The organism is Sulfitobacter sp. HI0040, assembly GCF_001634885.1.
Classification (GTDB): domain Bacteria; phylum Pseudomonadota; class Alphaproteobacteria; order Rhodobacterales; family Rhodobacteraceae; genus Sulfitobacter.
The window spans coordinates 1-13,688 of sequence record NZ_LWEX01000087.1; the positions used below are offsets into that span (position 1 = coordinate 1).

A 13,688-nucleotide genomic window follows, 5' to 3' on the forward strand; every position below is an offset into this window, starting at 1 on the left:
ATGGGCTGGGAGGGCAGGGCCTCCGTTACCTGGGGTGCCACGATGGAATCCGCCACCGTTGCCTTCGACATGCCCGCGAGCGAGACGATGTCGCCCGCCTCCGCCAGATCGATGGGCTGCTGGCCAAGCCCGCGGAAGGCGAGGATCTTGGTGCAGCGGAAATTCTCGATCAGCGAGCCATCGCGCGCCAGCGCCTTGACGGTCTCACCGGCCTTGAGTGTTCCCGATTCCACCCGGCCCGTCAGCAGCCGCCCGATGAACGGGTCGGAGCCGAGCGTGGTCGCCAGCATACGGAAGTCTTCGCCGCGGCGGGAGATTTGCGCCGGGGCCGGCACATGATCGATCACCAGATCGAACAGCGCGTCGAGGTTCTTGCGCGGGCCATCAAGGTCCGTATCCGCCCAGCCCGAACGGCCAGAAGCATAGAGATGGGGAAAATCGAGTTGCTCATCGTCAGCGCCGAGGTTCGCGAAGAGGTCGAAACATTCGTCCAGCGCGCGGTCCGGCTCCGCGTCGGGCTTGTCGACCTTGTTCAGCACGACGATCGGGCGCAGGCCGAGGGCGAGCGCCTTGGAGGTGACGAACTTCGTCTGCGGCATCGGGCCTTCGGCGGCATCCACCAGCAGCACCACACCGTCCACCATGCTCAGGATGCGCTCAACCTCGCCCCCGAAATCGGCGTGGCCGGGCGTGTCGACGATGTTGATCCGTGTGCCTTTCCATTCGACCGAGGTCGCCTTGGCAAGGATGGTGATCCCGCGCTCGCGCTCCAGATCGTTGCTGTCCATCGCGCGTTCGGTCGTCGCCTGGTTTTCGCGGTAGGTGCCCGATTGCTTGAGCAGTTCGTCCACCAGCGTTGTCTTGCCGTGGTCAACATGTGCGATGATCGCGATATTGCGAAGGTCCATGATTCAGCCTCTGTCAGGGAGTTGCGGCGCGCATAACCCGCGGCGGCCCGGAAGGCCAGTGGAATGTGGCGTGACACCACGACGCGAAAACGCCCCCGGCAGGACCGGGGGCGCGTTTCATAGCTTAGGGCGTGCTCAGAAGCTGCGGAAGCCTGCAAAGAGCATGCCTTCGTCCCGGTGGCGCCCGCCGAGCGAGGCGCCCCAGATGGCGGCTGCTGCCGCGATCAGGAATGCCGCCGCGATGGCGAAGCCCGTCAGGACGGAGGCCCGGCGCGCCGCATCGGCTGCTTCACGCGCGTCCTGGGCCAGTTGTGCCGCCTGGGCCTGCGCCTCTTCGCGCAGTTGCACGACTTCTGCGACAGCCGCATCCACACGCTCTTCCACCTGCGCGGCGTTGAGGTTGGAATTCTCGGTGATCACGTCGACCAGATAGGCGCGGTCCTGATCGTCGATCTCGCCCGTGCGCAGGATATCACCCAGTACCGCCATGCCACCGGCCGGCAGGTCGAGGTTCTGATCCACGCGCACCTCGGTCCCGCGCAGCAGACGCTGGTTGATGATCTCGAGCGGATTGACATTGGCCAGCAGATCGCTGTCTGCCACGGCATCGCCCGCATCGGCGGCGGCCCCCCCGGCTGCGGCGGCCACATCACCTGCGGCGCCCGCTACGGTGCCTGCGGCACTGGCAGCACCTTCGGCCACGTTGCCGACCGCTGTCGTCACACCGCCCACGATGCCTGCGGCCATCCATGCGCTGAAGATAAGCCCAAGGCCCCAGACGACCGCACCATGCATGCTGTCGCGCGCGGAAACCTCATCCGCGCTCGCACCGTCGATCCGGCGGCGCATCCGGCCCGCCACATAACCGCCTGCGGCGTAGGCCACGACGGTGGTGATCAGGATCCATGCGCCCACGATGATCAGCGCCCAGCCGACCGAACCTTCACCCTGCAGCGGCGACACCGCGCTGAGGCCGAGAGCCGCGCCGAAACCGGCAAAGAGCAGCCCGATGGCCGTGGTCACTACGGCACCGCCGAACAGGGCGGGCCAGTCGAAGTAGCTGCCATCCTGCGCGACGCGCGGCTGGCTGGCAGCAGTCATTTTTTCAGTCCGCTCCATATCAGGCGAGTCCCAGCAGCGACAGGATCGCCAGAACGACTACGACAAGACCGACGAGATAGATAATTCCGCCCATTACGAATAACTCCACTATCAGGGGTGGCAGTCCGACCGCATGGGGATTTCCATGGGCATCACCGCTCACCTTGTTGTGAGAGCCAAACAGGACAATGAGCGGAAAAGTTCCGACAGGGGGCAAAAAAGCCCCGGAAACCGGAACTTGGCGCCCCTATTCGCCGTCCTGCGCATCCGACCCGCCGCGGGTGAGCGGCAGGGGCTCCTTGAAGGTGAGGGTGCGATAGGGAAAGGGGATTTCGATTCCGGCGTCGTCCAGCGCCCGTTTGACGGCGGCGACGACCTTGTCCCGGCTTGACCGGATGTCGATGGGGCGCGAACCTGTCCACCAGGTCACTTCGAAATTGATCGAACTGTCCGCAAATTCCTGTGCGAAGATTTCAACGTCACGCACGTCGTCGCGCACGGCGTCGACCCCGCGCACGGCTTGTGCAATGACCTCACGCGCGGCATCCACATCCTCGCCATAGGCGATGCCGCAGATGATCGTGGTGCGGCGCACATCGCGGGCGGTGCGGATGGTGACGGGGTTCTTGAAGAACATCGCGTTGGGCGCGACCACGAGCTGCCCATCGGTCTGGCGGACGTGGGTGTCGCGGATGGTGATCTCCTCCACCTGGCCTTCGATATCCTCGCAATCGATGAAATCCTCGATGGAGAAGGGTTCGCGGATGAGCAGCAGCACCCCGGCCAGAAAGTTTTCAAACACGTCTTTGAAGGCGAAACCGATGGCAACGCCGCCCACGCCCAGCGCGGTTAGCGCCTTGCCGGGCGTGATCGTAGGGAAGGCGATGGTTACGGCGATCAGGATCCCGAAGAGCCAGATGCTGACCGTCAAAAGCATCATGATCACGTCGATCAGGGCCCGCCGCATCCGCGCGCGGCGCAGGGTGCGGGGTACGGTCCAGTTGACGACCTTGACCACCAGCCAGACGAAAAGCACGAAAAGCAACGAAAGCACGATCTGCGGCAGCACGGCCCAGAAGCCCGTCGCATATCCTTCGAGCTGCTCCCGCAGGGGGGCGGGCAGCTTGCTCCACATCGATCCAAACAACTCAGGCATCCCCCGCTAACCCTTCAGACCGGCGGAGGTTCCGCCTAATGCGGCGCAGTATTGGAAAAAAGGTGAATGATCGCAATGCCGCCGATGATCATCGTCAGACCGATAATCGCCGCCGCATCCAGCCGCTGGCCGAAGACCGCAAAGCCGATGGCCGCGATCAGCACGATCCCCAGACCCGACCAAAGCGCATAGACAACGCCCACCGGCATCACCTTCAGCGTCATCGACAGAAGATAGAAGGAGAGCGCATAAGCCAGCACGACGATGAGCGAGGGCACAAGGCGCGAAAACTGCTGCGAGGCCTGCAAGGCGGTCGTGCCGATGGTTTCGGCCAGCACGGCCAGCACAAGGATAAGATAGACGGGCATCAGAACCCCCAGAGCCTAGAGCGGCAGTTCGGTCGTTTCCTTGATCTCTTCCATCACGAAGCTCGCCGACACGTCCGAAAGGGGGATCTTCCGGATCAATTGGCGATAGAGACGGTCATAATCCTTCATGTCGGAAACGCGCGCCCGGATCAGATAGTCGAGATCGCCGGTCATGCGGTACACTCCCAGGATTTCCGGCATGTCCCGTGTAGCAGAAGAAAATCGCGCCAGCCAGTCCGGCGCGTGCTGGTTCGTCCTGATTTGCATGATGACCGACAGGCCGAGGCCCAGCTTTTCGGGATCGAGCAGGCAGACACGCCCGCGAATGATGCCCGCGGCCTCCATCGCGCGAACGCGCCGCCAGCAGGCATTGCGCGACAGGCCCACCGCGTCGCCCAACTGGTCGAGCGATTGGCCCGCATCGCGCTGCAACTGTTTCAGGATCCGTCGATCCGCGTCATCTATATCCACCATATGACGCATATAGCATAAATTTCTCCCGCGATGGAATGTATCATCGTGATCTTTGGGAAATTCACAACCTGCCGGTGGGCTATCCTTTCATTCGATCAGTGAACGGAAAGGAACGCCCCATGATACGCCGCATCTTCCTCGACCATCCGGCAGCGGTGAACGAAAGCTATACCGAACACATGCGCTTCGCATTCGGCTTTGCCGGGTTGCTGCTGCTGGCGGGCGTGGCGGCGATGGTGCATGCGGTTATTCCCTGCCTGTGCCGCAGGACGGCGGGGTATATCGTGCAGCGCCTCGCCGCCCGCATGGCGCATCGGGCCCCACGGCCCGAGGGGCGGGGGACGGTTCCGGCGGAATGAAGGGTATGAAACGGGAAAGGGCCGCACGGGGCGGCCCTTTCGGTCATATTCAATCCCGCGGGGCTATCAGCCCTGCAGCGCCTTGTTCAGGTTCTCATCCACCTTTTCGAGGAAGCCCATGGTGGTGAGCCACTTCTGATCGGGGCCGACCAGCAGGGCGAGGTCCTTGGTCATGTGGCCGCTTTCAACGGTATCCACCACGACGCGTTCCAGCGTCTCGGCAAAGTTGGTCAGCGCGGTGTTGTCGTCGAGCTTGCCGCGGTGCTTCAACCCGCCGGTCCAGGCATAGATTGACGCGATCGAGTTGGTCGACGTCTCTTCGCCCTTCTGGTGCTGGCGGTAGTGGCGCGTGACCGTGCCGTGCGCGGCCTCGGCTTCCACGATCTTGCCATCGGGCGTCATCAGCTGCGATGTCATCAGGCCCAGCGAGCCGAAGCCCTGCGCCACGGTGTCGGACTGCACGTCGCCGTCGTAGTTCTTGCAGGCCCAAACATAGCCGCCCGACCACTTCATCGCCGCCGCGACCATGTCGTCGATCAGGCGGTGTTCGTAGGTGATGCCCGCTTCGGCGAACTTGTCCTTGAACTCTTCGTCGAAGACCTGCTGGAACAGGATCATGAACTGGCCGTCGTAGTTCTTGAGGATGGTGTTCTTGGTGGACAGGTAGACGGGATAGCCGCGCTTGAGGCCGTAGTTCATCGAGGCGCGGGCGAAATCCTTGATGGATTCGTCGAGGTTATACATCCCCATGTAAACGCCGGAGGAGGGCGCGTCGAAGACCTCTTCCTCCATCACGGTGCCGTCTTCGCCGACGAATTTCATCGACAGTTTGCCCGGTCCGGGGAACTTCATGTCGGTGGCGCGGTACTGGTCGCCATAGGCGTGGCGGCCGATCACGATGGGCTGTGTCCAGCCCGGCACAAGGCGGGGTACGTTCTTGCAGATGATCGGCTCCCGGAAGACCACGCCGCCAAGGATGTTGCGGATGGTGCCGTTGGGGCTGCGCCACATCTTCTTGAGGCCGAATTCCTCCACCCGTGCTTCGTCGGGGGTGATGGTCGCGCATTTGACGCCAACGCCGTATTTCTGGATCGCATGGGCGGCATCGACGGTGATCTGGTCATCGGTTTCATCACGCGCCTCGATGCCGAGATCGTAGTACTTGAGATCGACGTCGAGATAGGGGGTGATCAGCTTCTTCTTGATGAAATCCCAGATGATCCGGGTCATTTCATCGCCGTCGAGTTCGACGATTGGGTTTTCTACCTTGATCTTCGACATCAAATGCTCCTTTGGCATAACGCGTTTGCGCAGCGTTTAGCCTATCGTCCGGTGAATGGGAAGGTGGTATACCGTTGTATGCCGAAGCTCGGGCAAAAATTGCCGGATGGGGCATAGATGGGCCGGGGAACCGGGGCGCCGCCCCGGACCCCGACGTATTTGGGATCATGAGAAGGGGTCAGTCTGCCCTGGCTGCGAACCAGGCGGCGATACGGCGGCGGGCATAGTCCCAAAGGCCGGGTGCGCCGCGGGCGATGGCGCTGCCCACACGTTCGGCCACGCGTTCTTCGGTCACGTTGTATTCCACCCAGCTGCCGCCGCCTGACATCAGGTTCTGCATCGGCGGCTGGAACCGGTCGAGCGATTTGGCGAAGCGGGCGGTGGGTGTTTCGGCGGCTTCGAATTCTTCCCAGATGGCACGCAGCCCGGTGCTGAGGTCATCGGGAAGCAATCCGAAAATGCGGTCCGCCGCGGCCTGTTCCGCCGCCGCAACCGCCGGGGCGTCAACCGTGCCGAAGATCGGATTGTCGCCCGCGTCGATCTCCACCAGGTCGTGCAGGATCAACATGCGGAGCACCCGGTCGATATCGACATCCGGCCCGGCCTGATCCGCCAGCACCAGCGCGTAGAGCGTCAGGTGCCAGGAATGTTCCGCTGAATTCTCCCGGCGGGAGGCATCGCCCAGCGTCGTGCCACGCAGAACGGACTTGAGCTTGTCCGCCTCGTTCAGAAAGGCAATCTGCCGGTCGAGACGTGTGCTCACGCCTCGGTGGACCTGTCGCGATGGGCCTGCAGCCTGCGGGCGAGGAAATCCCGGCCCTTCTGCTCGGCCATCCGGGTGCGGATCGCGGTCAGGAAGGCTTCTTCGAGTGTCTGGGACGAGGCCCCCAGTTCATTGCCGACCTCGATGAAGAGACGATCCTCGCCGGTTTCGCGCTGCACGGCGAGGCATTCATCGGCCAGTTTGTTGGCCATCTCGACGACGAAGCGGTCCGCCATCAGCGCGACGTCTCCGTCAGGCGGCGCTTCACGTAGTGGGAGGTGGTATCGATCAGCGTATCCATATGCGGATCCTCGAAGAAATGACCGGCGCCCTCGATTTCCTTGTGGGTGATCGTGATGCCCTTCTGCTCGTGCAGCTTGTTCACGAGGCTCACGGTATCGGGGGGCGGGGCCACCTTGTCCGCCGTGCCGTTGATGATCAGCCCGGAGGCGGGGCAGGGGGCGAGGAAGGAGAAATCGTACATGTTGGCCGGCGGGGAGACCGAGATGAAGCCCGTGATCTCTGGCCGGCGCATCAGAAGCTGCATGCCGATCCAGGCGCCGAAGCTGAAGCCCGCGACCCAGCAATGCTTGGAATTGTTGTTCATCGACTGCAGGTAATCCAGCGCCGAGGCCGCATCGCTGAGTTCGCCGATGCCCTGGTCGTATTCGCCCTGGCTGCGCCCCACGCCGCGGAAGTTGAAGCGCAGGACCGTGAAGCCCATCTTGTAGAAGGCGTAATGTAGATTGTAGACCACCTTGTGGTTCATTGTGCCGCCGAACTGCGGGTGCGGGTGCAGGACGATCGCGATGGGCGCATCGCGTTCCTTCTGGGGGTGATAGCGGCCTTCTAGGCGGCCTTCGGGTCCGGGAAAGATGACCTCGGGCATGGGATATCCTGCATGCAGGTTCCAGGGGCCGCGAATAGTTGACGAATTCGCTCGGGCACCTTAGAACGGTTCTAAACTTACACCTGCGTGACTGCGGCGCGTACAGGCTTTGCACTTAGGCATTTCGCGGCGCGGCGTCAATCGACTGCCGCCGGCGGGAGGGGATGGACGATGAAGCTATCGACGAAAGGGCGCTATGCCATGGTGGCCCTGTCCGACATCGCCCTGCAAAAGGACGATGCGCTGGTCTCTCTCGGTGATATCGCGGAGCGCCAGTCCATTTCGCTGCCCTATCTGGAGCAACTCTTCGTCAAGCTGCGGCGGGGGGAGCTGGTGACATCGGTCCGCGGGCCCGGCGGGGGCTACCGGCTGGCGCGGCCCGCGTCGGAGATCCGGGTGATCGACGTGCTGGCCGCCGTGGATGAAACGCTCGATGCCATGCACAAGGGTGCGGGCGTGTCGGGCGGGCTTTCGGGCAGCCGGGCACAGTCGCTGACCAACCGGCTGTGGGAGGGGCTGAGCGCGCATGTCTATGTCTATCTGCACCAGACGCGGCTTTCGGATGTCATCGCCAATGATCTGGCGCCCTGTCCGGCGGTGCCGAACCTTTTCGCGGTGGTGGACGAGGCATGAGGGTCTATCTCGATCATAATGCCACCACCCCGCTGCGCCCCGAGGCGCGGGCCGCCATGACTGAGGCGATGGATGTGGCGGGCAACCCATCGAGCGTCCATGCCGAAGGGCGCGCGGCCAAGGCATTGATTGAGCGCGCCCGCGCGCAGATCGCCACGGCCCTCGGGGCGGAGGACGCGGATATCGTCTTTACCTCCGGTGCCACGGAGGCGGCAGCACTCGCCCTTGGGGGGCGTGGGTTACGCGGCGCGGCGATAGAACATGATGCGGTGCGATCCTGGGTGGCGGAGGATCTGCCGGTCGATGCCCATGGGAAGGTCGATCTGGACGATCCCGCCGGCTGCACCTTGCAATCAGCCAATTCCGAAACCGGCGTTCTGCAGTCGCTCCCTCCGGGCCTTGCCGTCAGCGACATGACCCAGAGCTTCGGCAAACTGCCCTGCGATTTCGCGGGTTCCGGCCTGCGCATGGCGCTCGTCTCGGCGCACAAGCTGGGCGGGCCGAAGGGTGTGGGGGCCTTGGTCCTGCGCCGTGGTCAGGAGCTGCAGGCGCAGATCCGGGGCGGCGGGCAGGAAATGGGCCGGCGTTCCGGTACGGAAAACATCGTCGGCATCGCCGGGTTTGGTGCCGCAGCCGAAGCGGCTGCCGCGGATGTGGCCGCAGGCCGGTGGGAAGAAGTGTCGCAACTGCGCGATTTGCTGGAGACCTCCCTTGCGGAGAGTGGATCACCCACTATTTTTGTAGGGAAAGACAGCGCCCGCCTGCCCAATACCTCCTGCCTTCTCACACCCGGCTGGAAGGGCGAGACACAGGTCATGCAGATGGACCTTTCGGGCTTTGCCGTTTCCGCCGGATCGGCCTGTTCCAGCGGCAAGGTTCGCGCCAGCGCGGTGTTGCGCGCCATGGGATACGATGAAATAGAAGCTGCGAGCGCGATCCGGGTGTCGCTCGGGCCGGAGACCACCCGGGAAGAGATATTGCGGTTCGTCGAAACTTGGACCGCCAAGTACATGAAACACGCGAAGCGGGCCGCCTGACAGCCCGGCATAAAGGATGAAAATCTTGGAAAATGCGATTGTCGATAAGCAGACGGACGTCAAGGAAGGCGTCGATCAGGAAACCGTCGATGCCGTGCGCGAAGTGGGCGGCAAGTACAAATATGGCTGGTCGACCGACATCGAGATGGACTACGCGCCGAAGGGACTGACCCCGGACATCGTGCGGCTGATCTCTGAAAAGAACGAAGAACCCCAGTGGATGACCGACTGGCGGCTGGCGGCCTATGAGCGCTGGTTGCAAAAGAAGGAGCCTGACTGGGCGATGGTCGATTATCCCGAGATCGACTTTCAGGAACAATATTATTACGCCCGGCCCAAGAGCATGGCGGTCAAGCCCAAGTCGCTGGACGAGGTCGACCCCAAGCTGCTGGCGACCTATGACAAGCTGGGCATCCCGCTGAAGGAACAGATGGTTCTGGCCGGTGTCGAAGGGGCCGAAGCCGCGCCTGCCGAAGGGCGCAAGGTCGCTGTCGACGCGGTCTTCGATTCCGTATCTGTCGGCACGACCTTTCAGGAGGAGCTGAAGAAGGCGGGGGTCATCTTCTGCTCCATCTCCGAAGCGATCCGGGAATATCCCGATCTGGTGAAGAAGTACCTCGGCTCCGTCGTGCCGGTGAACGATAACTTCTACGCCACGCTCAACTCCGCCGTCTTCTCCGATGGCTCCTTCGTTTACGTGCCTCCGGGCGTGCGCTGCCCGATGGAACTGTCGACCTACTTCCGGATCAATGCGGAAAACACCGGCCAGTTCGAGCGGACGCTGATCATCGCCGACAAGGGGTCATATGTCTCCTACCTCGAAGGCTGCACGGCACCCCAGCGGGACGAGTCGCAGTTGCACGCCGCCGTGGTCGAGATCGTGGTGGAGGAAGACGCCGAGGTGAAATATTCCACCGTTCAGAACTGGTATCCCGGGGACGAGAACGGCAAGGGCGGCATCTACAATTTCGTGACCAAGCGTGCCGATTGCCGGGGTGACCGGGCCAAGGTGATGTGGACGCAGGTCGAGACCGGCTCCGCCGTCACGTGGAAGTACCCGTCCTGCATCCTGCGGGGCGATGACAGCCAGGGCGAGTTCTATTCCATCGCCATCACCAACAACATGCAGCAGGCCGACACCGGCACCAAGATGATCCACCTCGGCAAGCGCACCAAGTCGCGCATCGTGTCCAAGGGCATCTCGGCGGGCAAGGCGCAGAACACCTACCGGGGCCTTGTGACGATGCACCCCAAGGCCAACGAATCGCGCAACTATACCCAGTGTGACAGCCTGTTGATCGGGTCGGAGTGCGGGGCGCATACGGTTCCCTACATCGAGGTGAAGAACAACTCGTCCCGGGTGGAGCACGAGGCCACGACATCCAAGGTGGATGACGACCAGCTTTTCTATTGCCGCAGCCGGGGCATGGACGAGGAAGAGGCCGTGGCGCTGGTGGTGAACGGGTTCTGCAAGGACGTGCTTCAGGCGCTGCCGATGGAATTCGCCATGGAAGCGCAGGCGCTGGTGGCGATCTCGCTTGAAGGTTCCGTCGGGTAGCACCCTTGGCGGCGCGTGATCATATGACGCCCCTGCGGCTGTACTGGTGGAACGCGGTGCCCAACTTCGGCGACGCAATCAGCCCGGTCATTGTCGGCCATCTTGCAGGCCGCGAGGTGCGGCATGCCGCGCCGAAGGATGCGGAGATGTTCGCGATCGGCTCGCTGCTGAACGTGGTGCGGCGGGTCTTTACCGAAGGCACGCCGCCCGACACCCGTCCGGTGATCTGGGGATCGGGCGCGCTGCGCGCGATCCGGGGGGACCGGCTGATGGGCAAGGTGCAATTCGCCCTTGTGCGGGGGCCGGTGACGGCATCGCTTCTGGGGATCGAGACGGACAGTTTCGGCGACCCGGGGCTGCTCATCTCAGACGTCTGGCCCGCTGGCGGGCAGCGGCGGGAGGCATTGGGTTTCCTGCCCCATCACTCGCTGATGGACGATCCGGACACGCAGGCCTTTGTTCGCGCGCACCCCGAGCTTACGCTTATCGACCCGCGCGATCCGGCGGATCAGGTATGCGAGGCCATCGCGGGCTGCCGCCATGTCTTTGCCTCCTCGCTCCATGGCCTCGTGGTCGCGGATGCATACGGGGTCAGCAATACATGGGTCGACCCCAAGGGGCAGGGGCGGCTCAAATATCATGACTACGCGGCCTCGCTCGGGCGGGACATGCGCGCGCCGCTGCCGCTGGATGCGGTGGCAGACCACACGCTGCCGGACCCGGATGCGCCGCTGCCCTATCAACCCGCCATCGATGCGGCGCGGGCCGCGCTTCGGCGCAGTTTTCCCGTGCAGCTCCGGCAGGAGCATGCCGCCTGAACCAGCCCTTCCCGGGCCGAAAGAGACAGAAACGCCATGCCCCGGCATGGCCATGAAATTGAAGAAAAGGAGCCAGCCATGCTGAGCATCAAGGGCCTGAAGGTCAAACTCGAAGAAGAAGACAAGCAGATCCTTAAGGGAGTCGACCTTGAGGTCGAGGCCGGCAAGGTCCACGCCATCATGGGGCCGAACGGATCGGGCAAATCCACGCTCAGCTACGTGCTTTCCGGCAAGGACGGCTATGAAGTCACCGAAGGTTCCGCCACGCTCGAAGGCGAAGACCTGCTGGACATGGAACCGGAGGAACGCGCCGCCGCGGGCCTCTTCCTCGCTTTCCAATACCCGGTCGAAATTCCGGGCGTCGGCAACATGACCTTCCTGCGCACCGCGGTGAACGCACAGCGCAAGGCGCGCGGCGAAGAAGAAATGTCCGCGGGCGATTTCCTCAAGGTGATCCGCGCCAAGGCGAAGGATCTCAAGATCGACGCCGACATGCTGAAGCGGCCCGTAAACATGGGCTTTTCGGGCGGCGAGAAGAAGCGCAACGAGATCCTGCAGATGGCCATGCTGGAACCAAAGATGTGCGTGCTGGACGAAACCGACAGCGGGCTTGACGTGGACGCGATGAAGCTCGTGGCCGAAGGCGTCAACGCGCTGCGGACCGAAGGGCGCGGCTTTCTGGTGATCACCCACTACCAGCGCCTGCTGGACCACATCAAACCGGACGTCGTGCACATCATGGCCGATGGCCGCATCGTCAAGACGGGCGGTCCGGAACTGGCGCTCGAGGTCGAGAACAACGGTTACGCCGGCATCCTGTCCGAGGTGGCGTGATGACGGCCATGCAAGCGACTACATCCGAAACCGACGACCTGATCGCCCAGCACAGGATCGAGGCCGAGGGCTGGAGCCGGACGGCGCGCGAAGACGCGCTGGCCCGGGCCACCGCCATGGGCCTGCCCCAGCGGCGTGATGAATACTGGAAATACACCCGCCCCGACAGCCTGACGGCGGCGGAGCCGGTGGCAGCAGCCCTGCTCAAGTCCGACGAAGCGCCGCTTTTCGACGGAATGGACCGGCTGAAGCTCGTCTTCGTTGACGGGGTGTTCGACGCGGATGCCTCCGACGACCTGTCGCAGGAAGGGCTGGAGATCGAATTGCTTTCCCGCGCGGAGGGCGATCTGCACTGGGCGCGTGATCTCTATGGCACGCTTGAGGCGCGGGGTCAGAAACCCGTGGAGCGTCCGCTCGCAGCCGTAAACACCGCCTTCGCGAAGGAGGGTGTTCTGATCCGTGTGACCGGGAAGGTCAGCCGCCCGGTCAACCTGATATATCGCAGGAATTCAGATAGTTCCGACGTGATGCTGCACTACTGCGTGAAGGTGGAGAAGGACGCCGAGGTGACCGTGCTCGAAAACGGCCCCGCTGCTGCACGGCTCAATACCGTGATGGAAGTGGATGTGGCGGACCACGGGCATTTCCACCATGTCCGCGCCCAGGGCCGCGACCATGAGCGCCGCGCCGCGACGCATGTCTTTGCCCGGCTGGGGGAGGAGTCTTTCTTCAAATCCTTCACCGTGACGGTGAACGGCGCGCTGACGCGCAATGAATGCGTCATCGAGCTGACGGGCGATGATGCCAATGCCCATGTCGCCGGTGCCTGCGTCGGGGACGGGGATTTCCACCATGACGACACGGTCTTCATCACCCACGACGCGGTGAATTGCGAAAGCCGGCAGGTGTTCAAGAAGGTCCTTCGCAACGGGGCGGTCGGCGTTTTTCAGGGCAAGATCCTCGTGAAGGACGGCGCGCAGAAGACGGACGGCTACCAGATCAGCCAATCGCTGCTGCTGGACGAAGACAGCCAGTTCCTTGCCAAGCCGGAGCTTGAGATCTACGCCGACGACGTGGCCTGTTCGCACGGGTCGACATCCGGCGCGATCGATGAGGACGCGCTGTTCTATCTGCGGGCGCGCGGCGTCGAAAAGCATGTGGCGACCGATCTGCTGACGCTCGCGTTCCTCGCCGAAGCGGTGGAGGAGATCGCCGCCGAAGAGCTGCGCGATGCCATCAACGACCGGCTCGCCTCCTGGCTCGAACGTCATCGCGGCTGATGGCGGCCTCGCGGGATATCGTGGCCACCTATCGCGGGCCGCGACGGGTGTTCGCCCGGCTGCTGTCGGGCGACGCGCGGGAGGACAGGGCGCTTATCTATCTGATGGCGGCCTGCCTCATCTTTTTCGTGGCCCAGACCCCGCGGCTGGCCCGCGAAGCACATCTGGCGGGGGTCGAACTCAACATGCTGTTGGGCGCCACGATGATGGCATGGCTCTTCATCGCGCC

16 protein-coding genes and 1 pseudogene are annotated in these 13,688 nt (G+C 63.4%); 8 read left to right on the top strand and 9 right to left on the bottom strand.

Translation table 11 applies throughout. The annotated features are described in order from the left end of the window. The 5 genes from A3728_RS06870 to A3728_RS06890 form a co-directional block, all read right to left on the bottom strand. On the bottom strand, window positions 1-908 hold a 908-nt coding region (locus tag A3728_RS06870; RefSeq protein WP_150120675.1), incomplete at its 3' end, for a GTP-binding protein. Between the two features lie 135 nt (window positions 909-1,043). Then, window positions 1,044-2,009: a hypothetical protein gene (locus tag A3728_RS06875; RefSeq protein WP_067921477.1), complete on the bottom strand. Its 966-nt coding sequence runs from the start codon at window positions 2,007-2,009 to the stop codon at window positions 1,044-1,046. Between the two features lie 247 nt (window positions 2,010-2,256). Then, complete coding sequence (locus tag A3728_RS06880) at window positions 2,257-3,165, bottom strand: mechanosensitive ion channel family protein (RefSeq protein ID WP_201722244.1); 909 nt, start codon at window positions 3,163-3,165, stop codon at window positions 2,257-2,259. Window positions 3,166-3,200: 35 nt separating this feature from the next. Continuing rightward, entirely contained in the window at window positions 3,201-3,533 is a 333-nt protein-coding gene (locus tag A3728_RS06885; protein ID WP_067921479.1) for a DMT family transporter, read from the bottom strand. 15 nt (window positions 3,534-3,548) lie between these two features. Then, entirely contained in the window at window positions 3,549-4,007 is a 459-nt protein-coding gene (locus A3728_RS06890) for an Lrp/AsnC family transcriptional regulator (protein ID WP_067921501.1), read from the bottom strand. A 119-nt stretch (window positions 4,008-4,126) separates the two neighbouring features. Here A3728_RS06890 and A3728_RS06895 point away from each other — a divergent pair, with 119 nt between their 5' ends. Then, window positions 4,127-4,366, top strand: a complete 240-nt coding sequence (locus A3728_RS06895; protein WP_067921481.1) for a DUF6356 family protein — start codon at window positions 4,127-4,129, stop codon at window positions 4,364-4,366. Window positions 4,367-4,432: 66 nt separating this feature from the next. On the opposite strand, the gene A3728_RS06900 is transcribed toward A3728_RS06895, so the two are convergent. The 4 genes from A3728_RS06900 to A3728_RS06915 form a co-directional block, all read right to left on the bottom strand. Beyond that, window positions 4,433-5,647 (bottom strand): NADP-dependent isocitrate dehydrogenase, encoded by a 1,215-nt coding sequence (locus A3728_RS06900; RefSeq protein WP_067921483.1) that lies wholly within the window; start codon window positions 5,645-5,647, stop codon window positions 4,433-4,435. A 178-nt stretch (window positions 5,648-5,825) separates the two neighbouring features. Next, window positions 5,826-6,410 (bottom strand): HD domain-containing protein, encoded by a 585-nt coding sequence (locus A3728_RS06905; protein ID WP_067921485.1) that lies wholly within the window; start codon window positions 6,408-6,410, stop codon window positions 5,826-5,828. Next, a complete protein-coding gene (locus tag A3728_RS06910; RefSeq protein WP_067921487.1) occupies window positions 6,407-6,646 on the bottom strand; it encodes a hypothetical protein in 240 nt (79 codons plus the stop codon). The genes A3728_RS06905 and A3728_RS06910 overlap by 4 nt, the downstream gene beginning before the upstream one ends. Beyond that, window positions 6,646-7,299, bottom strand: coding sequence for an alpha/beta hydrolase (locus A3728_RS06915; RefSeq protein ID WP_067921489.1), 654 nt, complete (start codon window positions 7,297-7,299; stop codon window positions 6,646-6,648). The genes A3728_RS06910 and A3728_RS06915 overlap by 1 nt, the downstream gene beginning before the upstream one ends. Window positions 7,300-7,470: 171 nt before the next feature. Here A3728_RS06915 and A3728_RS06920 point away from each other — a divergent pair, with 171 nt between their 5' ends. The 7 genes and pseudogenes from A3728_RS06920 to A3728_RS06950 all read left to right on the top strand — a co-directional run. Beyond that, window positions 7,471-7,932 (top strand): Rrf2 family transcriptional regulator, encoded by a 462-nt coding sequence (locus tag A3728_RS06920; RefSeq protein WP_067921491.1) that lies wholly within the window; start codon window positions 7,471-7,473, stop codon window positions 7,930-7,932. Beyond that, on the top strand, window positions 7,929-8,969 hold the full coding sequence (locus A3728_RS06925; RefSeq protein ID WP_067921493.1) for a cysteine desulfurase family protein: 1,041 nt from the start codon (window positions 7,929-7,931) through the stop codon (window positions 8,967-8,969). The genes A3728_RS06920 and A3728_RS06925 overlap by 4 nt, the downstream gene beginning before the upstream one ends. Window positions 8,970-8,994: 25 nt before the next feature. Next, entirely contained in the window at window positions 8,995-10,527 is a 1,533-nt protein-coding gene (gene sufB / locus A3728_RS06930) for a Fe-S cluster assembly protein SufB (protein WP_443069084.1), read from the top strand. A gap of 5 nt (window positions 10,528-10,532) precedes the next feature. Beyond that, a complete protein-coding gene (locus A3728_RS06935) occupies window positions 10,533-11,345 on the top strand; it encodes a polysaccharide pyruvyl transferase family protein (protein WP_236627969.1) in 813 nt (270 codons plus the stop codon). A gap of 78 nt (window positions 11,346-11,423) precedes the next feature. Beyond that, complete coding sequence (sufC, locus tag A3728_RS06940; protein ID WP_067921505.1) at window positions 11,424-12,179, top strand: Fe-S cluster assembly ATPase SufC; 756 nt, start codon at window positions 11,424-11,426, stop codon at window positions 12,177-12,179. Window positions 12,180-12,187: 8 nt separating this feature from the next. Beyond that, window positions 12,188-13,459: a SufB/SufD family protein gene (locus tag A3728_RS06945; protein WP_236627968.1), complete on the top strand. Its 1,272-nt coding sequence runs from the start codon at window positions 12,188-12,190 to the stop codon at window positions 13,457-13,459. Continuing rightward, window positions 13,459-13,688 (top strand): annotated as a pseudogene (locus A3728_RS06950) (YIP1 family protein); the annotation flags it as partial. The gene A3728_RS06945 and the pseudogene A3728_RS06950, both read left to right, overlap by 1 nt.

What these genes read in the sequence shown, in the direction of transcription:
- A3728_RS06915 (WP_067921489.1), bottom strand. Translation starts at nt 7,299, where the DNA reads ATGCCCGAGGTCATCTTTCCCGGACCCGAAGGCCGCCTAGAAGGCCGC.
- A3728_RS06920 (WP_067921491.1), top strand. Translation starts at nt 7,471, where the DNA reads ATGAAGCTATCGACGAAAGGGCGCTATGCCATGGTGGCCCTGTCCGAC.
- A3728_RS06925 (WP_067921493.1), top strand. Translation starts at nt 7,929, where the DNA reads ATGAGGGTCTATCTCGATCATAATGCCACCACCCCGCTGCGCCCCGAG.
- A3728_RS06890 (WP_067921501.1), bottom strand. Translation starts at nt 4,007, where the DNA reads ATGGTGGATATAGATGACGCGGATCGACGGATCCTGAAACAGTTGCAG.
- A3728_RS06945 (WP_236627968.1), top strand. Translation starts at nt 12,188, where the DNA reads ATGCAAGCGACTACATCCGAAACCGACGACCTGATCGCCCAGCACAGG.
- sufC (WP_067921505.1), top strand. Translation starts at nt 11,424, where the DNA reads ATGCTGAGCATCAAGGGCCTGAAGGTCAAACTCGAAGAAGAAGACAAG.
- A3728_RS06910 (WP_067921487.1), bottom strand. Translation starts at nt 6,646, where the DNA reads ATGGCGGACCGCTTCGTCGTCGAGATGGCCAACAAACTGGCCGATGAA.
- A3728_RS06875 (WP_067921477.1), bottom strand. Translation starts at nt 2,009, where the DNA reads ATGACTGCTGCCAGCCAGCCGCGCGTCGCGCAGGATGGCAGCTACTTC.
- A3728_RS06900 (WP_067921483.1), bottom strand. Translation starts at nt 5,647, where the DNA reads ATGTCGAAGATCAAGGTAGAAAACCCAATCGTCGAACTCGACGGCGAT.
- A3728_RS06885 (WP_067921479.1), bottom strand. Translation starts at nt 3,533, where the DNA reads ATGCCCGTCTATCTTATCCTTGTGCTGGCCGTGCTGGCCGAAACCATC.
- A3728_RS06895 (WP_067921481.1), top strand. Translation starts at nt 4,127, where the DNA reads ATGATACGCCGCATCTTCCTCGACCATCCGGCAGCGGTGAACGAAAGC.
- A3728_RS06880 (WP_201722244.1), bottom strand. Translation starts at nt 3,165, where the DNA reads ATGCCTGAGTTGTTTGGATCGATGTGGAGCAAGCTGCCCGCCCCCCTG.